The following is a 24,745-nucleotide window of genomic DNA, read 5'->3' on the forward strand; positions in this document are numbered from 1 at the left end:
CCGGGAGGCGCGGCACCGTGCAAGGACCCCTCAGCGGAGGCGGAGAGCCTTCATCACGCGCAGGCTCCGGCTCATGAACGCCGCGTACTGGGCGTCGTCCAGGCCGAAGGACGGCCCCAGCGGAATGAGCCGCTGCTGGGCGACGGTCTGGGCCTCGGTGTACTTGAGAATGCCCTCGGAGCCGTGCCGGCGGCCGAGTCCGGAGTCGCCCATGCCGCCCATCGGGGCCGCGACGCTGCCGTACGCGGCGGCATACAGCTCGTTGACGTTGACCGTGCCGGTGCGCAGCCGCGCGGCAAGGGCCCGCCCGCGCCGGCCGTCCCGGGTCCAGACACTCGAGTTGAGGCCGTACGGCGTGGCGTTGGCGCGCTCGACGGCGTCGTCCTCGTCGCTGAACCGGTACACCGACACGACCGGGCCGAACGTCTCCTCGGCACAGACCGCCATGGGCGCCTCCACCCCGTCGAGGATGGTCGGCTCGTGGAAGAGCGGGCCGACGTCGGGGCGCGGCCGGCCGCCGGCGACGACGGTGGCGCCCTTGGCCACGGCCTCCTCGACGTGCCGGACGACGTTCTCCAGCTGGCGTTCGGAGACCAGCGAGCCCATGTCGGCGCCGTAGGCGAGGGCGGTGCCCAGGCGCATCGCCCTCGTCCGGGCGGCGAACCGCTCCAGGAAGGCGTCGGCGACGGACTCGTGGACGTACAGCCGCTCGATGGAGATGCACAGCTGGCCGGCGGAGGAGAAGCAGCCGCGCACCGCGCCGGCGGCGGCCTTGTCGAGGTCGGCGTCGTGCAGCACCAGCATGGCGTTCTTGCCGCCGAGTTCGAGGGAGCAGCCGACGAGCCGGGCCGCCGCGGCCTGGGCGACCTCGCGCCCGGTACGGGTGGAGCCGGTGAAGGAGACGTAGTCGGCGTGCCGGACGACGGCGGGGCCGACCACCGGCCCCTCGCCGAGCACGACCTGCCAGACGCCGGCCGGCAGCCCCGCCTCGATCAGCAGCTCCCGGGCCCACAGGGCGGTGAGCGCGGTCTCGGTGTCGGGCTTCATGACGACGGCGTTGCCCGCGACGAAGGCGGGGAGCGCGTCACCGACGGACAGTTCGAGGGGGTAGTTCCAGGGGGCGATCTGGCCGACGACGCCGCGCGGCTGGCGGAGTTCGGTGACCTTGGTGAGCGTGGGCACCACCCCGGTGTGTCCCTTGGGGCGCAGGTAGGCGGAGGCCCGGCGGCCGTAGTGGCGGGCCGCGAGGGCGACCGCCTGCACCTCCTCGTGGGCGTGCAGCCGGGCCTTGCCGGTCTCCAGCTGGATCAGGTCCAGGACCTCGGCCTGGCGCCGGAGCACCAGGTCGTGGAAGCGGAGCAGGACCGCGGCGCGCTGCCGCACGGGCGTCGCCGCCCACGCCTGCTGGGCGGCGCGGGCCGCCTCGTACGCCTCGGCGACCTCCTCGGGCGTGGACTCGGGCAGGTCGGCCAGCTTCTCCCCGGTGAACGGGGTGTGGTTGGCGGTCCGGCCGGATCCGGTGACACCGCGGGTGAGCCGGGCGACCAGCTCCGGGGTGACCACGTCGGCCGCGGTACGGGTGCCCGCCGGAGTGGCGAAGACCGGGTTGCCGGGAGGGGTGGGTGCGGTGCCTTGCGTACTGCCCTGCGAGTCCGTCATGCGGGTGAGCGTATTCCGGGGGGGAAGGCTTTGGGTACCCGTCAGTAACTCGTTTTTCGGAGGCGGATCTCGCACGCCGGACCGGCCGGCGGACTGCTCGACACACCACCGAACCGTACATGCCAGCGAATACTGGCACGATGCCGCTGGTCAGGGTCGTTCCGGGCGAACCGACCGGACGGCGGCCTCCCGGCCGGACGGGGCGAGCCGTGCGGGCCCCGCCACCGCGAGGAGTGGGGACCGTCACGGAGCGGGGTCGGCAGCCGGGCCGGTCCGGCCGGTCGCGAGCGGGGCGTCACTCCCGTTCTCCGGAGCTCCGAGGCACCGCCCCGATCCGTCCAAGATCAAGTATCTTGACCGGAACGGGGCGAGGGGGAACACGTGGGACGGACACGCGAACTGGGCCGCACGCAGGAACGGGGCGGCCCCAAGGGTGAAATCGCCATCGTCAAGGCTGTGGCCGTCATCGTGGCCGCATTCGTCACCTGGCATCTGGCCGTGTGGGCGACAGCGGACGGCCTCGAACTGCCGGACGTCGTGGCCACACTCACCGCCCTGGTAATCCACGAGCCGCTGGCCGGGCTGGGCACCGGCGTCCGCCCCGCGTCCACCCCGGTGACCCTCACCGTCTGGGCCGTCCTCCTGCTGGGGCCCGCGCTGCTGTTGTCCCTGGCCGTGCGGCGACGCAGGACCCGTTCCGGCTCCCGGGCCGGTGAGGGACTCGCCTCGGCCGCGGAGGCCCGGAACGCCCTGGGCGAGCGGCGGGCGCGGGCCGCCGCCGCGCAGACCCGGGCGACGACCTTCGCCCGGTCCGACGGGCGGTACGACGCGCGCGCCGCGGCCCGCGCCGAACTGCGCGAGGTCGGCTGGCAGCTCGGCCGCCAGCTCGGTACGGGCCAGGCGCTGATCGCCACGCCCGAGGACTCGGTCGCCGTCATCGCGCCCTCCGGCGCGGGCAAGTCGCGCACCGTCGTCATCCCCGCCTGTCTGGACACCCCCGGCCCCCTGGTCGTCACCTCGACCCGCGCCGACGTCCTCGACGTCATCGCGGAGCCCCGGTCCCGGCACGGGAAGGTCTGGGTCTTCGACCCTCTCGACACCGTCGGCTGGCCGGAACGCATGGTATGGGACCCGGTCGCCGGCTGCGAGGACGGCGAAACCGCCACCTCCCGGGCCCTGTCGTTCTCCGTCGGTATGGGTGCGGACGACGGCTCGTCCACCAACGCCGGCTTCTTCCGACAGACCGCGTCGTCCGCGCTGACCCGGCTGCTGCACGCCGCCGCCCTCGAGGGCCGGACCATCGAGCACGTGCTGCGGTGGGCCACCAACCTGGAGAACGCGAACGAGCCGCGCGCCGTCCTGACCGACCACCCGGACGCGGAGCCCGGCTGGGACGTCCTGCTGCGGTCCGTCTCCACCGGCGCCGACGAGACGGTCGCCTCCACCCGTCAGACGCTGGCCGCGCAGATCGAACCTCTCGCGCTGCGCAAGGTGCTCCGCTGCGTCACCCCGCAGGAGGGCGTCCCGGTCTTCCGGCCGGACGACTTCGTGGCCTCCTGCGACACCCTCGTCCTGATCAGCGACTCCAACGCCTCCACCAACGTCTCGCCGCTGACCACCATGCTGCTCGGCGAGGTCGTCGACGCGGCGAAGCGGCGGGCACCCCGGCTGCCGTCCGGCCGGCTCGACCCCTTCCTCCGGCTGGTCCTGGACGAGGTCGCCAACGTCGCGCCGCTGCCCAAGCTCCCCTCGCTCGCCTCCGACGCCCGCGGTTACGGCATCCACCTGGTCTACGCTCTCCAGTCGCTGGCCCAGGCGGTGCTCCGGTGGGGGCAGCAGGAGGCGGACACCCTGCTGGACAACGCGGCCGCGACGCTGGTGATGGGCGGGCTCAAGGACGTCGAGGCGCTGCGGCGCTTCTCCGAACTCGTCGGTGAGACCGACATCAAGGAGATCTCGACCTCGCGCGAGTCCAACCGGCTCTTCGCCCACACCACATCGGAGTCGGAGCGGGAGCGGCGCATTCTCCGCCCCGAGGAGATCCGCCAGTTGCCCAACGGCCAGGCTCTGCTGCTGTTCCGCGGCGCGCCCGGGGTCATCGCGGAACTCGAATCCTGGGACCGCCGCCGGGACGGTCAGCAGCTGCGGGCCGCCGAACAGGCCACCCGGGCACGCCGGATCGGCCCGGCCGGTCCCGTCGAGAAGGTGTGAGATGACGGAGAAGGACTCCCCTGAAACGGGCCCCACGGGGGCCGCGCGCGTGGACCCCGTCCGCACGTTCTCCCGTATCGACCGGCTGGAGCGGGACGCCGCGGCCCAGCAGGCGCACCGGGAGCAGCTGGAACAGCTCGTCAAGAAGTTCGCCCTCCGGGTGAAGAGCGACCAGGGCGAACTGGAGCAGATCCTCGCCGGGGTACTGCGCAGGCTCGAGGCCCTGGAAGCCGGCGGAGGCCCGGCGGCGGGCGGAGTCCGGGCGACCGGGGCCCGGCAGGGCTCGACCCCGGACCCGGGCACCGCGCTCCCCTGGTCCGCCCGCGCGACCGAGCAGGACTGGCGAGACCTGGCGGCCTGGGTCGACTGGCTCAGCGCGCATTACGCACCGCAGCTCAACCTGCGGATCTGGCCCTGCTGGCCGGCCCACGGCGGCGTCGCCGAGGAACTCGCCGCACTGCGGGCCGCCTGGTGCGCCGCGGCGCAGGCGGACACCCAGTCGGCAGGCACCGGGCCGGACATGGCGTACTGGCACCAGATGTGGCTGTGGCCGACGCTCGAACGGATCCGGCAGCACTACATGTTCAAGAGCTGTGAGAGCGACCATGCCCCGGACCGGCCGGGGAGACCCACCGACCCGGCGGCGCTCGCCACGAGAATCGATGCAGCGAGCACGACGAACGCCGCGAGCAGGAGGAGCAGCGAGACATGACCGTTCCGTACGAGTACTTCGTGACCATGACGGTGGGCTATGAGCGGGAGCGGCCCGCCGACCTTTGGCGCAGCCGGGGAGACGAGTGGGAGTACCTCTCGCTGCTCGACTGGCAGTGGCACAACATCAGGGACACCAACGTCAAGCACCCGCCCCTGCCCGAAAAGCTCCACCCGGTGAGCCCCGAGCGCGCCCAGGAGTTGGAGGCCGACCGGCAGGGCTGGGTCATCTACTGGGCCCACTACGCGGATGAGGCCGACTGGCGGGACGGGGAAAAGCCCACCACGGTCGTACGCCGACGTGAGAGCCCGGAGCGCCGCTACGACGAATCGTTCCAGATCGACGATACCTGGGGGCCGACAACAGTGGTCTTCGAGTACTTCCACTCACGTGCCTCCGACCTCCCGCATCTGGTGGAGATCACCCCCTCCGAAGCCGAACGGCTGGTCCAGGAGATGAGCGGAGTCGCGAGGACCACTGAGCTGTGAGCGACCATTCAGCGGGGGGCTGGCGGGGCGAGGGCGCGGAATCGCATCTCACGCTCACCCCGGAACAGAATCAGGTCGTCGTCGACCGTTGGGAGCAAGCACGGTCGGCTCGCAACCGTCTCGACGGCCTGATGAAGAACATCCAACAGAGTGCGGCCGAGTCCCACGGCAGCCGGCTGGAGGGGCTTGAGCACTCACTCAAGACCCTCGGTTCCTTCCAGCGGAAGGCAGCTGCCGGGGTCCGGAATCGCAAGAGTGTCGAATCGACCGCCCGGAAGGTCGAGGACCTCAACCGCTACACGCTGAGCTTCCCGCCCGAGACGTACACGGAGGGAACGAAGCAGGCCTACGAGCAACTCCGGGAACAGGGCTACGAACCCATCCCCGGCAAGGAGCAGAACCTCTGGGAAGACCCGGTCTACAAGGGCATCAACACCTCGTGGCAGAACGCGGAGACCCAGGAGAAGTTCGAGCTCCAGTTCCACACCCCCGACAGCTTCCGCATCAAGTCGGAGACGCACGAGCTCTACGAACTGGCCCGTTCGGGTCACTTCGAGGAGATCAGTGATGGCAACCGGGACCTGGCCAAGGAGTACGAGGCCGCCTCCGACATCCTGCAGAACGAGTACTACCGGGACATCGACATTCCGCCGGGTGTGGAGCAGCTCGCCGAGCGCAAGGTCCGCGCGACCCTCGACCCCAACGTCCGTTCCCACATCGTCGAAGAAGTCCGCACGATGGAGGCGGAGCTCAAGACGGAGAACGCGGCCAAGGCCGACCCCACCCGCCAGGAGCCCGGCCCGGAGCTCAGCCCCGAGGTCAGCGAGGATCTGTCCGAGCTCCTGAGGGACGACGGGCCCAGTCCCCTCGACCGACTCAAGCCGGGCACCCCGGAGCCCGCGCCGTCCCCGTCACCGGCGGAACTGCCCCAGCAGAGCCTGGGACAGGCACCCAAGGGCCCGCGCCTCTGAGGCGCTCCGCACGGGTGAGGCTTCCTCGCGGAGCCTCACCCACCGCTACCCCACCGGCGGCCGCCCGGTGAGGTCCGCCAGGCGCTGTTCGGTGCGCCGGACCATGCGCTGGTCCTTCTCCGTGCGCGCGACCGCCTTCCACATGGCCAGCACCTCCCCGCCGATGTGCACCGCGGTCGCGGGGTCGGCCACTTCCTTCCACGCCGCATACGCGTTCCGGGCCACCTGCAGCGTCGCGTCGTGCGGCGCCGCCGCGGCGACGCGGCGCAGGGCGACCTGGACGTGCAGCCAGCTCGCCTGCGGGTGGTCCCGCGCGACGAGGGCCAGATACGCCTGCATATGGAGGGCGTTGACGGTCTGCGGGTGGTCCGGGCCGAACCGCCGGCCGAGCTCCGCCACCAGCTCGGCGGCCTCCCCGACCGCGGCGGGCAGGTCGCCGCGGCCCTCGGCCGCGCGGATCCGGTCCCAGTACGCGGCGTACTCCGGCGACGGGGCGGCGTTCCACTCCTGGGCGGGGCGGGGCACCGGGTGCGGGCTCTCCACCGCCGTCACGGCACCGTCGGGCCCGACGACCAGCGGCCAGAGCGAGCCGTCCGGCTCCTTGGCGTTGACCCGGACAGGCCGTCCCAGGAACGCGGCTTTCACTGTCGCCTCGCGCAGCCCCGCGGCGCGCGGATCGTCGCCCGGCGGGACCGGGTCGCCGTCCACGCTGACGGACCCGTCGGTCATCAGCACAATGGTGAGAACGGGCGACGGGGGGACCGTCGAGGGGTCGACAGCAGCGGGCATGCGATTCTCACTCCTTGCCGGCCCGGGCCGATCTGCGGGCACGTGGCCTCACCCGGCGTGCGGGTAGTAGGGCGGTGACCAACCGAGGTACGTGGCCCCCCACACCGACTCGATGTCCGTGGCATCGACGACGTCGATGTGTCCCGGTCGTTTGATGTCGTTGCTGGCGATCATGCCGTCACCAATATAGATCGCGACGTGGCCGGCCCGGCTTCCGGTGTCCCAGAACATCAGCGCCCCGGGCGGCGGTTTGCGGTCGCCGTCGTGCCGCATGTCCTTGGGCATTTCCTTGCGGTACAGGTCCACCGCGTACCCGGTGCCCGAGAAGTTCCAGCCGTAGGCGCGGGCGGTGAAGGCCAGGCACAGCCGCTGCCATTCGGCATGACCGTCGACCTCCTTCTTCGCCCAGGCGATGGCGTCCTTGGTGGACCGCCGGTTGCGCACCTTGTCGGGCCAGGCCGCGTCGCCGTCGTGGAACGGCTCCCCCGGCTTTCCGGGCTTCTCTCCGCCGCCGTCCTCGCAGCCGGAGGAGGTGTCCTCGTCCTCGGCGGCGTCCCCGCCACCGGCGTCCCCGCCACCGGCACTGCCGGCCCGTGCCAGATCGATGCCCGCCTTCTCCGCGATGCGGCGGGCCTCCTTCTCGTGCGGCGCATAGAGATCGGGGTAGGCCGAGGCCTGGACCTTCTGGGCAGCCACGCCGAGCGGCAGGCGCTGCCAGTTCTTGATGTCCACCAAGCCTCGCGGGCGTCCCTGGCCGCGCCCGCCGTAGAAGGCGTTCGCCGCGTACTCGGGCTTGACGAGGTCCTCCCGCTTGCCCCAGTTCGCCGACGGGCGCTGCTGGAAGAGGCCCACCGAGTCACGGTCGCCATAGTTGATGTTCCGCATCCCGGACTCCTGGAGCGTCGTCATCAGCGCGATGAGCGTCGCCCGGCCCGGGAGTTTGCGGTGCGCGGCGACCTTGTCGATGATCTTCGCGTTCTCCACCTGCTCCTTCGAGCCGGCGGGGCCGGTCGGCACCTCTACGTCGTCGGTCTGCCCGGCGCAGTCGCCATCAGACGCCTCGGCGTCCCCCGGTCCGGCGAAACTTCCGAGCATCAGCAGCATCGCCAGAAAGATCACGGCGCCAACGACACCGAACTTCAGCCCCGCCGCACGGCCCGCGAGACCGCCGGCGAGCTGGACCGCGTTACGTCCCTTCACCGGGCCGCACCAGGTCGAGGATGCGGGAGACGACCCAGCCGTGATCCCGGTAGAGCATCTCCAGGTGCAGTTCGCGGGTCTGGATCGTGGTTTTCTCGGCCTTCACCGCGATCCGGCTGGTGGCCGCCCGGTAGACCCGGGCCTTGGGGATATCGCCCGGCAGGTCGGTACCGGCCTTCTCCACCGTCACGTGCTTGACGGTGGCCACGCCCCCGAGGATGACCAACTTCGTGTAGGCGGGGTCCGGATGCTCGACGAGGTTGTCCCGGAGCGCACTCGTCATCCAGGGAGAGGCACGGCGGACGGATGCCTCGTGGCCCTGGTCCTCGACCGGATCCCGGGTGAGGAACGCCTTGAGGTACGCCTCCGCAACGCGGTCGGGGTTCTGCCGGTCCACTGCCTCGGTCGAGGACTGGGAGGCGCTCGGGGTAGGTGAGTCCGGCGCCCCGGCGGGACCGTCGTCCCCCGGGGCGGGCGGCTTGGGTGCCCCTCCGGTACTCACCGTCGTCCGGTCGTCGTAACCGGATCCGGGGAAGACCTGTGAGGCGAGTCCGCCGACCACCAGCAGCGCGACGACGATGACGATGATGCCACCGGGGGTCGCGGGCTCCCGCTCGCGGAGGTCGCGGACGTACTGCCGCCGCGCCTCCCGGTCGGCGGCGCGCCACCCCTTGCGGGCGGCCTTGCGCGCCTTGCGGCCGCTGTCGGGCCCGGTCAGGTCCTCGGGGTAGTCGTACTGCGCCTTCAGCAGCTCACGCCAGTCCTCCGGGGTGGACGGCTTCGGTTTCGCGTGGTCGGGTTCGCGGGGATCCGCGGGCATGGCTTCTCCATCGTCGAACCGTCATTGACGGGCGTGGGAGGGGACGGCACCGGCGGCAGCGTCGGGCGCTGCCGCCGGCGGTGGGCCGGGCGGCTCGGTCAGCCTTCGCCCCATGGCGGATTGCCGGAGCCCGGGCGGGGCCGGCCACCTGCGCCGGGGCGGGACCGCTGCGCGGGCCGGACCGGCGGCGACGTCTGCCCGCTCTGCGGCGGCCGGTGCGGCACGACGGGCCGGAACGGGGCGTCGTACGGCCTGCGCCGCGCCGCCGGGTTGCTCCGCCCGGTATCCGCGGCCCTGCCCGCTTTCCCGGCGCTTCCGCTGCCGGGGGGACCCGGCTTGTTCTTGTTCCGCTCCGCGGACCGGTGCAGCCGGGCGTTCGGCTGGATGACGCTGACCGGCACCGACTTGCGGCTCGGCGGGCGCACCGGGGAGGCTCCCCGCTCGCCCTGCCGGTACGACCGGCCGCGGCCGTCGCCCTTCGCGGGACCGCCCGGGCGCTCCGCGGTCACCTGGCCGCGGTTCCGCCCGAGCTGTGCCTGCCGCTGGTTCCCGGCGGCGAGCGGCGGCGGGGCGCTGCCCGGAGGCGGCAGGGGTTTGTTCGGCCCGCCGGGTAGTCCGCCGCCCCTGCCCGGGCCGGACGGCCCACCGGACGCCCCGCCGGCCGCCGTCCCACCGCGTTCCCGGGCCAGCGTGTCCCACCGGTCGTTGGCCATCCGGCCCACGTTGCGCTTGACGTTGCCGCCGATGGTCCGGGCCCGCTGGGCCACTCCGCCGACGGCCTTGGCGGCCAGCAGCCCGCCGATCGCCGCCTCCGGCCCGGCGGCACTCATCGAGCCGACGATGGTCTCGACCATCCGACGGAACTTGAACGCGACCAGACCGGCGGTGATGGAGAGTCCGGAGGCGACGAACCAGCCGAGGTCACCGGCCGCCTGGGTGCATACCGTGGTGATGATCAGGAGGCAGGCGAGGACCAGGGTGACGACGAAGGACTGGAGCACCATCCCGAGCAGGGCGTCGAACCACTTGACGCCCCACTGCCGGGGCTTCCCGGGGATCACCCAGAGACAGGCGAAGATCACCCCGGCGATGAGCAGCATGAGCGCCCCGAGGAGCGAGGCGATGGAGGCGAACGCGAGAGTGAGGACGAGGACCGCGTAGATGAGGATCGAGATCATCGACAGCAGCAGGACGCCGAACCGCCCTTCGGGGATGTGTCCCTGCCGCCAGTCGACGGACTTGCTGCCGGCGAACTCATCGGTGTCCTCGTCGTCGTTCATGTGGTCCGAGAGATACTTCCCCCGTTCCTCGCCGGACTTCTTGAGCGTTTCCTCCCCGACGTACTGGCACCATTCGACGCTGCCGAAGTCGGCGAGACACCAGGGGTAGACGACATAGGTCCGCCAGACGGCGTCGCCGGCCTTGCGCATCATGGCGACCCGTTTGGGCTGCTGCTCGCTGAGCTTGTCGCAGCGGGCCTGGGTGGCCTCGCGCGCGGCCTTGTCCTTGGCGTGCTTCACCTCCTTCTGGCACTTCACGAGCGAAGTGCAGAAGTCGCTCTTGTCATCGTCCTTGCACCGGGGCACGGCGTCGAAGTTCGGCGGGCGGTCCATTTTGATCGGGGTGTTCCCGGGATCGCCGATGCCCGCGCTGGCGACGCTGAAGGTGACGTCATTGCCGATGTTGCGGACCGAGTTGATGCCGTCCACCCAGGCGCCCGGGCTGGTCAGCAGCGAAATCGCCAGAACGCCCGAGGCGAAGAGCCAGCCGATCTGCGACAGCGCGGAGCCGTTGGCCCGTTTGTTGTTGCCATAGGCGACCAGGGCGCCGACGACCAGCGCCGCGGGCAGCAGGGTGGGCACCAGGGCCCCGGCCGCCCCGCCCACCGCCTTGGTGATCGGCGCGTTGAGCTCCGGAACGGACGCGCCCAGCAAGGCCCACTGGGTGATGACCACACAGGCCCGGCCGATGAGCACGATCGCCGCCATCAGCAGCGAGTTGATCCCGCCGAGGAACTTGTCGATCAGGTCCCAGTCACCGAACTCGTTGTCCAGCTTCCATGCGCTGGCGTCGGGATACGCTTCGTAGAGGGTCTTGCCGGAGCCCGGGGGCGGAACGGCCTCGGGAATCAGCCCGCCCAGACCGGTCGGATCCATCTCCCCCGGAGGACCGGCGGCGTAGGCGGCGTTGCTCAGCACCACGAGCGTCACGAGCGCGCCCACGACCGGTATGGCCAGGGTGCGTTTCCTCATCAACTGCCCTCCTGGAGAAGGCGGATGACCGAGGCATCGTCGGTGGACGTCCTGTCGTGGAGGGATTCGCTCTGATCGACCTTGTACGACTCGTCCTTCTGCCGCACCAGCCTGAGCACCAGGCCGGTGGTACGCGTCTCGCCGGAGGACTCGTCGTGCCGCTGCTTCGAGATCCAGATGCCCACGCCCGCGTCGTGCTCCGGGCTCTCCGGCACCTCGACCGGTTCGCCGGTCCGGTAGGTGTGGTGCGGCGCCTTGCGCTCGCCGCCCCCGATCGAGCCACGAGCCTTCACGCAATTGCGGGCAGAAGTTCGCGGAAGGGTGTCATCGGAGTCCGTGTAGGACTTGATCTCGCTTCGTTGCGCAGTCGCCGTCATCAGCCCGCAGTACGTCTTCCAGTCCCGAGCTGCGTACGCCTTGTAGAACGTCCGCGCGATCTCCTCCGGCTTGGCCTTCGCCTCCCCCTCCTCGGAGGAGGAGCATCCGGTGAGAGTCGCGGCCGCCGTTGCCACGACGAGCGTGCTCGCCAGCATGGTCCGTACACGCATCACGCCATCGCCTCCTGTGCGAGTCCTTCGCGAGGGTTGTCCGGCTCGGCCGCGAACCGGCCGATCGTCGGGGTGGTGCTGAGCAGTTCCAGCAGTTCGATGCTGGGAACGTCGAACTGTGTGGTGGCGCAGGCGAACCGCCGGTCCCGGGTGATGCAGTGACCGTGCCGGATCTCCCCGTCGGCCTGCACACCGATCGCCTGGATGAGCCGGCGGGTGTGCTCGCCGTCCGGCAGACCGAGCAGGGCGGCCAGCGCGTCCTGCTGCTGCGGCGTGGTGAGCTGGAAGCCGAAGACCGTGGTCAGCTGCTCCACGAGACCGGTCAGTCCGGCCAGGCTCTCCGGGTCCTGGGTGTCGACGACCAGCGCCGTCGACAGGGCACGGCCCACCCGCGCGATGTACTGGAGGAACGCGCTGCCCTCGCGGGTGGCCGTGAGGACGTGGACCTCCGGCACCGCCACGACCTTGCGCATCCCCCGGAGGTCCTTGCGGCCCGCCGTCGTGACCGCGTAGGCGATCATCGAGTGCATCAGGGCCACCGAGAGCCGCTGGGTGACGTTCCAGTCCTCGCGGTCGCTGTCGGAGTCCGGCAGCGAGAGCCCCGGCATCTGGACGACCCACAGTCCGGGCTTCGGCGAGAGCATGGCCTCGCCGGACGGCCGGCCCATGAACGGGGCGCCGACACCGGTCAGGGACAGCTCGTAGAGCGCCTCGCCGGCCTCCCGGGCCAGCGGGTCGTCGCTGTGCCGCAGCCGCTCGACGACCTTCCAGGTGGCCGGCTGCCCCTCGGCGATGACCTGGTTGACGGCCTTCTGGATCGGGGTCTCCGCACCGCGCACCCGAAGGTGCGACGGCAGCGCGATGCCGAGCTGGGCCGGCACCTCGATCTGCGCCCGCTCGTCCTCTTCCAGCATCCGGAAGAGGTCGGCGACCCCCGCGTAGTGGGTGCCGGTCTGCACCAGTTGGGCGTCGAGGCCGTACGCCTGCGCCGCGTTGACCAGCCCGCCCAGGTCGCCCTTGAAGTCCAGGGCCAGGACGAAAGCCTCGCGGAAGCCCGCGTCGAGCAGGCTCAGCATCATGCCGGTGGTCTTGCCGCGGCCGGACCGGCCGATGAACGCCGAGGTCGTCGCGTCGCCGCGTTCGCTGCCCGCGGTCACGTCGTTGCGCATGACACCGGGCGTCGAGCCGGTGAGGTAACCGACGATCGGGCCGGCGTCGTCACCGACCTGGGCGCCGCCCCAGAACCACGAGCCGGCGAAGGCATCAACAGTCCGGGTGTGGCCGAGGTCCGCGACCCGTAGCTGGTCGCCGGGCTGTGTCTCCAGCCACAGCTCGCGCTGCTCGTCGGAGCCCACCACGACCTCGATGCCGATCCCACCGTAGTGGCTGATGACGGCGTCGACCTTGGCCCGCAGGTCGTCGAGACCGGCCTCGCTGGTGACCACGATCCGCGGGTGGTCCTCGATCAGCGTGACGTCGTCCCGCTTCATGTCGCGGGACAGGTCGGCCATGACCTGCTCGGTCTCCTCGATCTCCCGCCCCGCCTCGCCGGCCGAGTGCTTGGCGGCGGACTGCCGCTGCTCCTTCGCCAGTCGGCGGGCCTCGTCGATCGCCTTCAGCGCGTCCCGCTTGTGCATCACCTCGAAGCGGACGGACACCTCCGGGTTCACCGGCACGACGGGGATCTGGCCGCCGTCGTCCAGATCGTCCTGCTCGGGAATGTAGGTGATCTCGGAGACGGCGCGCAGCCACTCGCCGCTCCCGGGGGTCTCCATCTCCTCCGGGAATCCGGTCATGGCGAGCACCGACACCCAGGCGGTGACCTGGCCACGCGGATCGACGACGCGGAGGTGATCCGGGTACGGCAGCACCCGTCCTTGGGTGAGCTGCGCGAGCTTGGCACCAGTGACGGCCCCGTCACCATTGGCCGCCGGCAGCGCGGCGCTGCGGTGCTGCTCCCGCGCGATCATCCAGGCCAGCATCTCCACGGTGGCCGGCTGCGCCCGCCACGGGGTGCTCTCCAGCTGCCGCCCCAGCCGCCGGGTGAGCGCGTCGAAGCGGGCGAGCTCCTTGTACGACACCTGGCGGGTGCCGAGCCCCAGTGCCTCCTGGAAGCCGGCGCGGCTCTTGGCTTTGGTCTGGTTGTTGCGCTCCGCCATGCGCACGCCCAGCAGCAGGTGGCGGCTGGGCAGTTCCAGCATCTCCAGCCGGTCGACCCGCAGTTGGGCCCACTCACGGTTCCGGCCGACGGAGAACAGCTGCTCCGTCTCCTGGAGGTACTCGTCGGCGTTGAGCGGGGACCACAGCACCTTCAGATGGCACTCGAAGCCTGCCAGAGTGCGGGCGAGAACGGACGCGATGACGTCCTGTTCGGCATCGCGCGCGCCCTCCGCCATGAGGTCCGTGTTCGAGCCGGAGAGGACGAACCACGCCTCCGCGGCGGTGTCCGTGATGATCAGTCCGTCCGCCACGGCCTCGTACCGCGGGGGTGGCAGGGCCCGTTCGGTGCCCAGGCCCAGAAACCGTCCGATGCTCTTGCCGATCTTCACCGGCGTCCCCTCCTCGTCGGCGCGGCAGCCGACTGCTTCTTGTCCAGACCGGCTCGGCGACGGGCGCGCCATACCCGCTCGGGCCCGTGCAGACGGGCGCGGGCGGCCAGCCGGACGGGCGCGCCCGCGGACACCGCGCGGTCCGTACCACTCGTCAGAAAGCGCTCCAGCCCCCCGAACCCGGGCAGGTCGAGCACCTGGTCCACCCGCTCCCCCCAGCGGTCCCGCACCGGGATCCACTCGTCCCGCCCGGCGGCGCGGCGCCCGCCGTTGATGATCGGCCGGTGGCCCACCGCGACATAGCGGACGGCGAGTGCCCAGCCCGTCAGGTTGCGGCGCCGGTCGACCCGGCGGCTGCGCTGCGCACCCAGCACGGCCGTGACCAGCGGCGGCAGCATGTAGAGCGAGAACGTGTACTGGGAGGGCGCTCCGAAGAGCATCAGGAGCCCGCCGCACCAGCCCACGAGCAGGAGCACTCCCAGGACGAGGGTGCGCCGAGGTACTCCCTCTCCGAGGTCGAGTCCCATGATCTCGTGCTGCCGGGTCTCCAGATCGAAGTGCCGCGTAAAGGTGTACCCCTTACGCATCAGGTGCCTGCGACCTTGCTCCAGATTCCCTTGAACATGTCCACAGCCACATTGGGCGCGTAGACGATTCCCGCGATGACCACGGCGGCCATCAGGTGACCTATGAGTTCGCCCCATTCCCGCTTGGCGTAGTAGCCGATTCCACGGACCGCGAGAATGACGATGAAGACGTTTCCGGCGATCAGCAGGATCCACTTCTTGAGATCCGAACCGTCGGTGAGTTCTGCCGCAAGCTGCAGCGTGTGCATGATGTTCCGCCTCTTTCGAGAATGTTCCGGAGAATCAGTTGCCGCCGCCGTGCAGGCCGGAGACCTGCCAGCGCTCGGCCTGTGCGGAGGCGACGCGGGTGATGACGACCCGGTAGGTCTGCTCCATCGCTCCGCCGGAGGTGTTCCAGCGGACGACGGCGGTGCCGGTGCGGTCGCTTCCCCTTCCGGTGTCGACGCTCCAGTCGTCCAGCCCGCCCAGGTCGATGCCGGCCGGGAGGGCCGGGATCTTCGCCCCGGGAGCGGCGACCGTGGAGGTGTCGCCCGCCGCGTACTCCTTGAAGAACTGGGTGAGGACGCCCTTGGTCCGCTGCGACATGGCCGCGTCGACCGGGGGCGGATCGCTCTCCGGGACGTGCGCCGGAGGGGCCGTCGGGCCGACCAGGCCGGGCTCGCCGCTGACAACGACGCGTTCACCGACCCGGACGACGGGGACGTCCAGCCCCAGCCAGCCGCCCTTCCCGCCCTTCTTCCCCGTGCCGGGCAGGACGTGGGCCTCGACATGGACCCGGGCGCGGCCCTTTCCGGTCACGGCCACCCGGCCCGAGTAGACCTCGTCGACCTCCTGCTTTCCCTTGCCGTCCCATCCCATCGCCGGGTCGCCCGCCGAGGCGACGTCGAGGGCGAGGGCCTTCTCCCGGTCGCCCGGGTTCTCCTCGTCCCAGGTCAGATAGGCACGGGTGAAACGCGCGGCCACTGCCTGGGCGGTGTCGACGGGATAGACGGGCCCGGCCTTCACGACGGGCGGCGGGCCCTGGACCGGCTTCGACGGGAAGAACCAGGAGCGCACGCCCGTCACCGCGGCGAGGGCGACGACCGTCCAGAGGAGCCCTCGGCCGAAGCGGCGGGCGAAGAGCGTGCCGCTCTTCTCGTCCTGCACATTCCACGGGGTGCCGGCCGCCCCCGGGCCTTTCCTCTGCCGACCCCCGGCGCCGGAGGAATCCGGGTCGGACGGCTGGGCAACGGGCGCCGAGCTGTTGGCGGAAGCGACCCGCTCCGCGGCGGCTACCCAGGGATTCTCGACCTGCGGCGCATTCGGTGCGGGCGTCGGCGTGACGCCGGGCACCGCTTCGCTTGTTTTCGTCCCGTTCGCTGCCGATTTACCACCTTGCGGATCCGGCAGATTCAAGACAAGGCGCAACGCCTTGGGCACGCTCATCGATCCTGTCCCCCGATGTCCCCGTCATCGCATGAGTGCGGAGGCGATCATTCACGATCAAGGGACGGCTCGCAAGTTTGTATGACTCACTCCGTGGCACCCTTCGTACGCTCCGTCACAGGACAGTCGCGCCGACACCGGACTACGAGCCGGTCCGCCGGAAGGTGTCCAGCGCGGTGTCGAAGTGGCGTCGCGCCCGGGCCCGTTCGGCGACCGGAGCCGTCATCGACACCTCGTACCGCCGGCCGCCCTCGTCCCAGGTGAGGTCGTAGGTGCACCGGGGACCGCTCCCGGCCGCCCCGTCCCAGGTGAACTCCCGGCGCGCGGCTCGCCGTCCGTGGAACGAAGCCCCGTCGACCCGGGCTTCGCGGTATCCCCGGTAGTGCTCCGGCCCCTCGTCGTTCGCCCTGCGCAGCGCGGCCAGCGGGCCGTCCGCCCCGGTTTTGCCGATGCGGACCCCGAGCCGGAGGACCGCGCCGGGCGAGGAGTAGAGCACCCGTGGAGGTTCGAGGGAGCGGGTGAAGCCCGTGGGCACCGCCATCCGGAATCCCGCGGGGTCGAAGACCGTGCGGTAGCCCTTCGGCGCCGCCGTCGACGAGCCGGACGGGTCGGCCGTCCCGGGGGCGCCGGTCCCCGTGGGGCCGGCCGTCTCCGTGGCGGTCGAGGTCACGGTCACCACGGGGGACGGGCTCCGCCCGGACACGGACGGACGCCCGCCCGGTCCGCCCTTTCCGCCGTCCGGGCTCGAGGTGGCCGAAGGCCCCACGCTGGTTCCGCCTCCGGGCACCTCGTCCATGAGCATCGCCACAGCGGCCACCCCGGCTCCGAGCGTCGCCGCGACGAGCAGCGCGGCCGCCACGGCCGCACGGGCGCGCGTCGCGCCCGAGCCCGGCGGCCCGTCGGCGGGACCGGACACCGTCGCCGCGGTGTCCCCCAGCGGCTCCGCCGTACCCCGCCACGCCCGGGAAACGGAAGGGGACGGCTCCGGCATCCGCCCCGTGCGCAGATACTCCGCGAGCAGCAGCTCGGCGGTGGCCGCGTCCAGCCGGCGGTCCGGGTCGCGCTCCAGCAGCCCCCGGACGACCGGCAGCAGCGGCGCCGCGGCGTCCGGCGGGCGGATCACATCGGAGACGACGGCGTGCAGCACTCCGCCCAGCGAGTCCCGGTGGAAGAGGGACCGGCCGCTCAGCGCGGCGCAGAGCAGCACCCCGAGCGACCAGAGGTCCGACTCCGGGCCGGTCCGGCTGCCGGACATCCGCTCCGGCGCGGTGTACTCGGGCGAGCCGACGAACGAGCCCGTCTCGGTGATGGTCGTGCCCCCGCTCACCTGGGCGATCCCGAAGTCGGTGAGCACCACGCGCCCGCTGCCCCGCTCCATCAGGACGTTGGCCGGCTTGACGTCCCGGTGCAGGACGCCGTGGGCGTGGGCCGCGCGCAGGGCGCCCAGCAGGGCGAGCGCGATCCGCGCCGCTTCGCGCGGCGGGACCGGCCCGTCGGAGGAGAGCTGGTCGCTCAGCGAACGGCCGTCGACCAACTCCATGACGATCCAGGGACGTTCGTCCTGCTCGACCACGTCGTGGACGACGATGACATGGGGGTGCTGGAGCTGCGCCACCGTCCGCGCCTCGCGCAGTGTCCGCTCCCGCCGCAGCCGGGCCTCCGATTCCGGAAGCCCGTCGTCCCGGTATAACTCCTTCACGGCGACCTGGCGGCCCAGGAGTTGGTCGGTGGCCCGCCACACGACGCCCATTCCGCCGCGCCCCAGCCGTGCGCCCAGCCGGTACCGACCGGCGAGCAGCCGTCCGCTCTCGCCACCGCCGTAGCTCACCATGAGGCCCATCCTGCCCCACCGGTGTCCCCGCCGGGACAGGGCCATAGGGGTGGACTTCCCTGGATGTGCGGCGTGTTGCCCGGCTCGTCGGCTTGACACGGGGTTCGTCCGGGCGAGGCGGAGCGCGGCGGGAGCACGTGCTGCGGAGCGCGGGCTACGGAGTGCGCGGGCGCGGGCCGACGGGCGCGAGCCCGGAGTGCGCGGCCCGCAGACCGGTTATGGCAGCGACGGTCACGAAAGGGGGCGGTTCCGGCAGGCACGGTTCCGGCGGAGAGCGGTCCGTCCGCCGAGGGGCCGGTGAGCCCGTCAGCCCCGCAGCCCCGCAGCCCCTCAGGCCCTCAGGCCCTCAGGCCGTCACCCGGTAGGTCACGCTCGCGTGCCGGAAGAAGCGGTCGACGTCCTCGCGCCGGTCGTCGGGGCCGAGGACCAGGACGAGGTGGTAGCGGCCCTGAAGGATCATCGCCAGGTTGCGGCCGTAGACCTGGCGGCCGCTGCTGTCCTTCCACCGGAAGGTGCCCTCGGCCATCGCCGTGGTCCCGACGTCGATCCGGCGGAGCCCGGAGGCCGAGGCCCACTGGGACGCCCGGAACGACGCCAGCTCCTGCTCCCGGTCCTGCTGGTAGGCCATGGGGTCGCTGCCGAAGCGGGCGACCCGGTCCCGGCCGGGCACCACGATCAGCTCGCAGTCGCCGCCGAGATAGCGCACCTGGCCGCGGGAGTTCTCGCCGCGGCGCTCCCAGTCCCGGGGGACGGCCAGCCGGAAGCCGCGGGGGTCCTTGCGGACCGCGAAGCCCTCGGGAAGGCCGGCGGACTCGGTGGACAGCGTCTCCCGGGAGGACGAGCCCCCCGTCGCGCCACCATCGCCCCCGCTCCCCCGGCCGTCCCCGTCCGCCGGGCCGCCCTCACCCGCCGGGTCGGGGGCGGGACTCACCGAACCGGCCGTCCCCGTACGGGCGGCGCCCCGGTCCTCTTCGGCCCCCGGCATGAACAGCACCGCGTACGCCACGGCCCCGGCCAGGGCGAGCAGGATCAGCGCCAGCAGCGTCAGGCCGAGGGCGCGCGGACCTCTCCGGGCCTTCTCCCGGCCCCGCTTGTGCCGGCCGTGCGCCACGGCCGGGTCGGTGGCGCGCCGTCTGCGTACCACTTCGCCCCGGCGGCGCAGCACCGGCAGCCGGCGGGGATCGGCCGGCTCGCCGGTGCCGAGCGAGGGGACGGTCACCGTACGGCTGCCGAGGTCGGGTTCCGGCGCCGACCGGATCAGCGAGCGGAGCCAGCCGCGCAGCTCCTCGAAGTCCGGGCGCTCCAGGGGGTCCTGGCGCAGCAGCGACTCGACGACGGGGCGCAGCGCACCGCACTCCTCCGCGTAGGCGGGCGGCTCGGCGCACACCATCTGCACCAGCTCGGCCGCGCTCTCCTCGGGGAAGGGGGCATGGCCCTGGACCGCGCGGAAGAGGAGGGCGCCGAGGGCCCAGAGGTCGGTGGCGGGGCCGACGGGCGGCGCGAGCTGCCAGTTGCCGTGGACCGGACCGGCCTGCTCGGGGGCCCAGCGCTCCGTGACGGCGCCGACCACGAGGATGCGCGCCTGCCGGGCCCGTTCGGCGGCCAACGGTGTCTCGGGGCCGCGGTGGACGACGGTGCCGGGGGCGTCGGCCCGGCCGGTGCCGCCGCCGCGGCGCGGCCCTCCGTCCGGGTGTCCGGCGGCGTGCCCATACCCGTACCCGTGTCCGCGCGCGGAGTGCCCGGCGAGGTCGGCGTGCCCGGAGAGGCCGGAGTCCCCGCCCCGGCGGGCGGCGGGCACGCCCCGGGGACGGTCGTCGTCGCGGGGGCGTCCGAGCGGGCTCGCGGGCAGGTCACCGCGGGTGGCGGGCAGGTCGCCTCGGGTGGCGGGCAGCGCCGCCGGGGCGTCGCCGGGCGCGGGCGCGGCCCAGGGGGTGACCTCGGCGCGCGGGCCGGCGTCGGCACCGCGGCGCGGGGCGGGCAGCCCGGGGGCGGCCTCCGTCCCCGGCCGGAGGTCCGAACGGGCCGCGGCCCGGGCACCCGCCCGGTAGGCGGCGATCGCCTCCGCGCGGGCGGCCCGGTCGTCGCGGGCGGCCCGGTCGTCCGGTCCGCCAGGGGACGCGGCAGGGCCGGGCCAGGGCGCGTACTCCTCGGCGTCCGGGCCGGCGCCGGGTTCCTCGTCGTCCGGGCCCGCGCTCCCCTCCGCCCGGCCGTCGCTCTCCTCCGCCGGGTGCTCCCGGCCCGCCGGCTCCGGCGGCGCACCGGGGCCGCCGGACACCGCGAGGCCGTCGTCATACGCCCGCGGCACCGGGTCGTAGCCGCACAGCGCCTCCTCCGCGGCGCCGGCGGCGAGGCCGGTGAGCACGGCCCTCCCGTCGTCGCAGACCAGGACGGTGCGCGCGGTGATGTTGCGGTGGATCCAGCCGTGGGCGTGGAGCGCGCGGAGGGCCGTCAGTACATCGGCGGCGACCTCGGCCGCGCGGTGCGGGGACATCGGCTTCTCGGCGAGGAGGGCGGCCAGCGGGCGCGCGGCCACCCGTTCGCTGACGACCCACAGACTGCCGTCGTCGGCGAAGACGTCGAAGACCTGGTCGAGCCGGGGGTGGTCGGGTATCGCGGCGGCCGCCGCGGCGGCGTCGATGGCGCGCCGCACCGCCGGGTCGTCGGGCCGCCGGCCCGTACGCCCGGGCGCGGGGGCGCCGTAGTGGCCGTCCGCGCCGACGACCTCGGCCTCCACCACCTCCGGCAGGGGTATCTGCCGGACCAGCACCTCCTGGCCGCTGAAGGTGTCGAAGGCCCGGGTCTCCACCAGGTCGTAGACGTCGGAGGGCGGCCGGGGCAGCCGGTAGCGGCCGGCGAGCACCCGACCCGCGTAGTCCTCCACGACGCCTCCCCGGAGCGCGCGATCCACACCTCACCCAGCCGGACCCGCCGGCCGTACGAACCGTCGAATCCGGTCGACTTCCGGCGCGTTACGGCTGCGTACGGTCCGCGGGGACTCACGATACGTGCCGGAGCCGGACCCTGCCGAGCGGACGGCACAACCGACGGTGTCCGGGCGGCCGTTCACCGCGGGCCGTTCCGGACCCCGGACAGCCCGGCGCGGGGGCGTCCACGGCGGGAGACAGCCTCGCGTCCGCGGAGAACTCCGGCCGTGCGATGCCCTCTCGGACCGGACGGCCCCGGCCTCGGTCCCGGCTTCAGGGGCCTCAGACCTCAGGCCTCAGCCCCGGCCCGGCCCGGCCCCGAAGCCTCAGTCCTTGGGCTGGAAGGTCTTGAAGGCCATGTCCCGGATCGTGGAGCACTGCTTGCCCTTCCAGGCGTCCTTGCCGCAGGAAATCATGATCGAGTAGCCGTGGCCGCCGTCCACCTTGAAGCCCCGGTTCAGCACCCGCACCTGACGGCCGTTCTGGGTGCGCTCGAAGGACCAGTCGGCGACGGTCGGGTAGTTCCGGTAGTCGACGCTCCGGATGCCCAGCGAGCGGTAACCGGACGAGTTGCTGCGCACCGCGGGCTCCAGGCTCCGCCACGCACCCGCCGCGTCCGTCCCCGGCGAGGAGCTGAAGTCGACCTGCACCCGGGGGAAGCCGCCGGACGCGCTGAAGATGCCGCCCGAGTTCTGGCCCGCGACCCGGGTGAGCTTCCACTTCTCCGGCATCTTCATGGAGAAATGGAAGCGGCTGCTGGACACCGTGGCGAAGCCCTTCGGCTCGCCCTTCCCGCCGTCGCCGTCCTTCGGCGGGCGCTTCCCGTCCTCGGGGGACTCGTCCTTCCCGGTACCGCCCTGCGGCTTCCCGGTGGGCCGGCCCGCGTCCTCGTTCCGCTCGCCGTCCTGGCCGGCTCCCTTGCCGGTCCCTTCCGCGCGGGTCTGCTCCCCGGTGGCGGTGGCCCCGCCGTTCCGCGGTCCCTCGGCGACGCTGCCGCCATCGCCGTTCAGCGTGAGGGCCAGCACCAGGCCGATCACCGCGAGGGCGATGACCACCGCCACGATCACCAGCGTGCGGCGGGGCACCACATCGGTGAGGGAGACCCCGGTGGTCCGCCGTCCGCCGTTGGCCGCCGGGCCCGCCGGGGACGAACCGCGCGCGCCGGCGGCCGGCTTCGCGCCGGCCGCCCGGGCAGCGGCGGCGGACTTGGCGGCAGCCGCCGACTTCGCCACGGACGCCGACTTCTCCCTGGCCGCGACGGCGGCGCCCCGCACCGCCTGCAGCGCGCCCCGCATCCGCTCCTCCGCCTCCGCGCGGGCCGGCGGCTTGGTCCTCGGCTGCGGCTCCGGCCGCGGCTCCGCCTTGGTCTGGGCCTTCTGCGGCTTCGGAGCGGCCTTCTTCTGCGGCTTCGGGGCGGCCTCCTCCTGCACCGGAGGCGTCGGCAGCATCATCGTGCGGGTCGGCTCGGGCGCCTGCGGCCCCTGGTCCTCCGGGGCGCTCAGCGCGTCCTCCAGCAGGGCCCGCGCACCCGCGTCGTCCAGCCGCTGCGCCGGATCCTTGGCCAGCAGGCCGTAGATGACCTCCTCCAGCGGCCCCGCGTTCTTCGGCGGGTCCAGCGGCTCGGTCATCACCGCGGTCAGCGTCGCCAGCGCCGAGCCCTTGTCGTACGGGGGCACGCCCTCCACGCAGGCGTACAGCAGGCCGCCCAGCGACCAGAGGTCCGCCGGCGGGCCGGGCTTGTGGCCGCGGGCGCGCTCCGGGGCGATGTACGAGGGGGCGCCGACGAGCATGCCGGTGGAGGTCACCGAGGGGTCGCCCTCGACCTGCGCGATGCCGAAGTCGGTGAGCACGACCCGGCCGTCGTCCGCGATGAGGACGTTCGAGGGCTTCACGTCGCGGTGCAGGATGCCCTCGCGGTGCGCCGCGCGCAGCACGTCGAGGACGGCGAGCCCGACCTCGGCGCTGCGGTGCGGGGTGAGGCCGCCGGTGTCCCGGACGACGTCCGCGAGGGAGCAGCCCTCGATGAGCTCCATGACGATCCAGGGCCGGTCGTCCTCGTTGACCACGTCGTAGACGGTGACCGCGCCGGTGCTCCGGATCCGGGCAATGGCCTTCGCCTCGCGCAGCGTCCGGGTGATGAGCCGCTTCTTCTCGTCCTCGTCCACATTGGTCGAGAACCGCAGCTCCTTGACGGCGACCGTCCGGCCGAGGGTCTCGTCGTGGGCGCGCCAGACCGTACCCATGCCACCGCGGCCGAGGACCTCTCCCAGCCGGTAGCGCCCGGCGAGGAGCCGTCCTGTGGTTCCCTGCGTCTGCTCCGCCTTCGACATGAATCCCCTCAGCGCTGCAATCAATCCACGATGGCGCCGAGTTGGCTGTCGTCCATGGCGACCTGTCGGCGCTTCCGGTTCCAACTCGGGCGGCCCGCCCCCGGCAGAGCCCTCATTCTCCCTCATGCGCGGGTGTGGGGAAGGCCCGGGTCCGCCCGGGCGGGCACCCTGGCGCCCTCCCACCGGGAGGAGCGGGTCATGATGGACCCACCCGACGAAAGGCCCGGCATGGCCCAGCGCACCGCCCGCACCCCCGTGGTGGCGGCCGTGCTGGCCGCGCTGCTGGCGGGCGGCTGCGCCCCGCAGGAGCGCCCCGCTGCCGCACCCGCGCGGCCGGGCGTGTCCGCCGCCGTCCGGGGGCTGGTGACCGAGGGTGACGCGCCGGGCGCGGCGGCGCTGGCGCGGGACGGGCGCGGCACCTGGTTCGGCACGGCCGGGGTGGCCGATGTGCGCAGCAAGCGGCGGATCCGGGCCGACGACCGGTTCCGGGCCGGGAGCGTGACCAAGACCTTCGTGGCCACGGTGGCGCTGCAACTCGTCGCGGAACGGCGGCTGCGCCTGGACGACACCGTGGAGCGGCACCTGCCGGGCCTGGTGCGGGGCAACGGCAACGACGGCCGCCGGATCACGGTCCGCCAACTCCTGGACCACACCAGCGGACTCTTCGACTACACCGGCGACCGCGAGCTGCGGGACCAGTCCTTCGGCAGGGGGCTCCCGGTGCACCGGGCGGGCTCCCACTCGCCCCGGCAGCTGGTCCGGGTGGCGCTGCGCCATCCGCCCCGGTTCCGGCCGGGCAACGGCTACCGCTACTCGAACACCGACTACATCCTGCTGGGCCTGATCGTCCGCCAGGTCACCGGCCACCCCTACCCGGTGGAGATCCGGCGCCGGATCCTCCGTCCGCTGCGGCTGTCCGGCACCTCCTTCCCGGGCACCCGGGAAGGCCTGCCCGCGCCGCACGGCCGGGCGTACTCCACCGAGCCGTCCGGCCCCGGAGGCCACCGCGGGGCGCGCGTGGACGTCACCGCGCTGGACCCCTCCAGCGCCGGCGCCGCCGGGGAGATGGTCTCCACCCTCGACGACCTCGGCCGCTTCCTCCAGGCGCTGCTGAGCGGCCGGCTGCTGCCCGCGGCTCAGCTGAAGCGGATGCGGGACACCTCGGGGACCCACGGGCAGTACGGGCTGGGCCTGTTCCCGGTGCGGCTGCCCTGCGGACGGACGCTCTGGGGGCACAACGGCGTCATCAACGGCTCCTACGTCCTGGTCGTCGGCACCACGGACGGCCGCCGGGTGTTCGGCTACCGCGTCAACAGCGATGTGATCCGCGACCGGCAGGCGGAACCCCGGCTCCTCGCGGCGGAGTTCTGCCGCAGGAGCCCGGAGCCACGCTCCTGATCCGCCGCGCCGGAGCGCCGGCGCGGCGCGGCGCGGCGCAGCCCCGCCCGC

Annotated in this window: 18 protein-coding genes; 5 read left to right on the forward strand and 13 right to left on the reverse strand. The window is 72.9% G+C overall.

Translation table 11 applies throughout. The features are described from left to right. Window positions 1-30: 30 nt before the first annotated feature. The gene (locus tag AC3EQ1_RS15585; protein WP_432094901.1) at window positions 31-1,659 is read right to left on the reverse strand and encodes a succinic semialdehyde dehydrogenase; all 1,629 of its coding nucleotides are present in this window, start codon (window positions 1,657-1,659) and stop codon (window positions 31-33) included. 381 nt (window positions 1,660-2,040) lie between these two features. Between AC3EQ1_RS15585 and AC3EQ1_RS15590 the strand changes: the two genes are divergently transcribed. Genes AC3EQ1_RS15590 through AC3EQ1_RS15605 form a run of 4 tightly spaced genes read left to right on the forward strand, consistent with a single transcriptional unit; the run spans window position 2,041 to window position 6,041 of the window. Then, entirely contained in the window at window positions 2,041-3,870 is a 1,830-nt protein-coding gene (locus AC3EQ1_RS15590) for a type IV secretory system conjugative DNA transfer family protein (RefSeq protein ID WP_432094902.1), read from the forward strand. A 1-nt stretch (window position 3,871) separates the two neighbouring features. After that, on the forward strand, window positions 3,872-4,582 hold the full coding sequence (locus tag AC3EQ1_RS15595) for a hypothetical protein (RefSeq protein WP_432094903.1): 711 nt from the start codon (window positions 3,872-3,874) through the stop codon (window positions 4,580-4,582). Continuing rightward, on the forward strand, window positions 4,579-5,070 hold the full coding sequence (locus AC3EQ1_RS15600; RefSeq protein WP_432094904.1) for a hypothetical protein: 492 nt from the start codon (window positions 4,579-4,581) through the stop codon (window positions 5,068-5,070). The genes AC3EQ1_RS15595 and AC3EQ1_RS15600 overlap by 4 nt, the downstream gene beginning before the upstream one ends. After that, complete coding sequence (locus AC3EQ1_RS15605; protein WP_432094905.1) at window positions 5,067-6,041, forward strand: hypothetical protein; 975 nt, start codon at window positions 5,067-5,069, stop codon at window positions 6,039-6,041. Before AC3EQ1_RS15600 ends, AC3EQ1_RS15605 begins: the two co-directional genes overlap by 4 nt. A gap of 45 nt (window positions 6,042-6,086) precedes the next feature. Here AC3EQ1_RS15605 and AC3EQ1_RS15610 read toward each other — a convergent pair whose 3' ends face one another. The 12 genes from AC3EQ1_RS15610 to AC3EQ1_RS15665 all read right to left on the reverse strand — a co-directional run bounded on the left by AC3EQ1_RS15610 (window position 6,087) and on the right by AC3EQ1_RS15665 (window position 23,296). Continuing rightward, a complete protein-coding gene (locus AC3EQ1_RS15610) occupies window positions 6,087-6,830 on the reverse strand; it encodes a hypothetical protein (protein WP_432094906.1) in 744 nt (247 codons plus the stop codon). Window positions 6,831-6,878: 48 nt separating this feature from the next. Continuing rightward, window positions 6,879-8,030 carry a C40 family peptidase gene (locus AC3EQ1_RS15615; RefSeq protein WP_432094907.1) on the reverse strand — a complete coding sequence of 384 codons (1,152 nt, stop codon included), beginning with the start codon at window positions 8,028-8,030 and terminating at the stop codon, window positions 6,879-6,881. Further along, complete coding sequence (locus tag AC3EQ1_RS15620; RefSeq protein ID WP_432094908.1) at window positions 8,017-8,850, reverse strand: hypothetical protein; 834 nt, start codon at window positions 8,848-8,850, stop codon at window positions 8,017-8,019. The genes AC3EQ1_RS15615 and AC3EQ1_RS15620 overlap by 14 nt, the downstream gene beginning before the upstream one ends. A 98-nt stretch (window positions 8,851-8,948) precedes the next feature. Beyond that, entirely contained in the window at window positions 8,949-11,102 is a 2,154-nt protein-coding gene (locus AC3EQ1_RS15625) for a TrbL/VirB6 family protein (protein WP_432094909.1), read from the reverse strand. Continuing rightward, window positions 11,102-11,653, reverse strand: a complete 552-nt coding sequence (locus AC3EQ1_RS15630) for a hypothetical protein (protein ID WP_432094910.1) — start codon at window positions 11,651-11,653, stop codon at window positions 11,102-11,104. Before AC3EQ1_RS15630 ends, AC3EQ1_RS15625 begins: the two co-directional genes overlap by 1 nt. Then, window positions 11,650-14,199, reverse strand: a complete 2,550-nt coding sequence (locus AC3EQ1_RS15635) for an ATP-binding protein (protein ID WP_432094911.1) — start codon at window positions 14,197-14,199, stop codon at window positions 11,650-11,652. The genes AC3EQ1_RS15630 and AC3EQ1_RS15635 overlap by 4 nt, the downstream gene beginning before the upstream one ends. Then, on the reverse strand, window positions 14,196-14,786 hold the full coding sequence (locus tag AC3EQ1_RS15640; RefSeq protein ID WP_432094912.1) for a hypothetical protein: 591 nt from the start codon (window positions 14,784-14,786) through the stop codon (window positions 14,196-14,198). The genes AC3EQ1_RS15635 and AC3EQ1_RS15640 overlap by 4 nt, the downstream gene beginning before the upstream one ends. Next, window positions 14,786-15,034 (reverse strand): hypothetical protein, encoded by a 249-nt coding sequence (locus AC3EQ1_RS15645; protein WP_432094913.1) that lies wholly within the window; start codon window positions 15,032-15,034, stop codon window positions 14,786-14,788. Before AC3EQ1_RS15645 ends, AC3EQ1_RS15640 begins: the two co-directional genes overlap by 1 nt. A gap of 34 nt (window positions 15,035-15,068) precedes the next feature. Next, entirely contained in the window at window positions 15,069-15,932 is an 864-nt protein-coding gene (locus tag AC3EQ1_RS15650; protein WP_432094914.1) for a conjugal transfer protein, read from the reverse strand. 421 nt (window positions 15,933-16,353) lie between these two features. Next, complete coding sequence (locus tag AC3EQ1_RS15655; protein ID WP_432094915.1) at window positions 16,354-18,042, reverse strand: serine/threonine-protein kinase; 1,689 nt, start codon at window positions 18,040-18,042, stop codon at window positions 16,354-16,356. A gap of 346 nt (window positions 18,043-18,388) precedes the next feature. Beyond that, entirely contained in the window at window positions 18,389-20,923 is a 2,535-nt protein-coding gene (locus tag AC3EQ1_RS15660) for a protein kinase (RefSeq protein WP_432094916.1), read from the reverse strand. Window positions 20,924-21,292: 369 nt separating this feature from the next. Beyond that, window positions 21,293-23,296: a serine/threonine-protein kinase gene (locus AC3EQ1_RS15665; protein ID WP_432094917.1), complete on the reverse strand. Its 2,004-nt coding sequence runs from the start codon at window positions 23,294-23,296 to the stop codon at window positions 21,293-21,295. A 201-nt stretch (window positions 23,297-23,497) separates the two neighbouring features. On the opposite strand from AC3EQ1_RS15665, the gene AC3EQ1_RS15670 reads away from it, so the two are divergent. Beyond that, window positions 23,498-24,694 (forward strand): serine hydrolase domain-containing protein, encoded by a 1,197-nt coding sequence (locus AC3EQ1_RS15670; protein ID WP_432094930.1) that lies wholly within the window; start codon window positions 23,498-23,500, stop codon window positions 24,692-24,694. Window positions 24,695-24,745: the final 51 nt, after the last annotated feature.

It is taken from the genome of Streptomyces sp. bgisy100 (assembly GCF_057709105.1).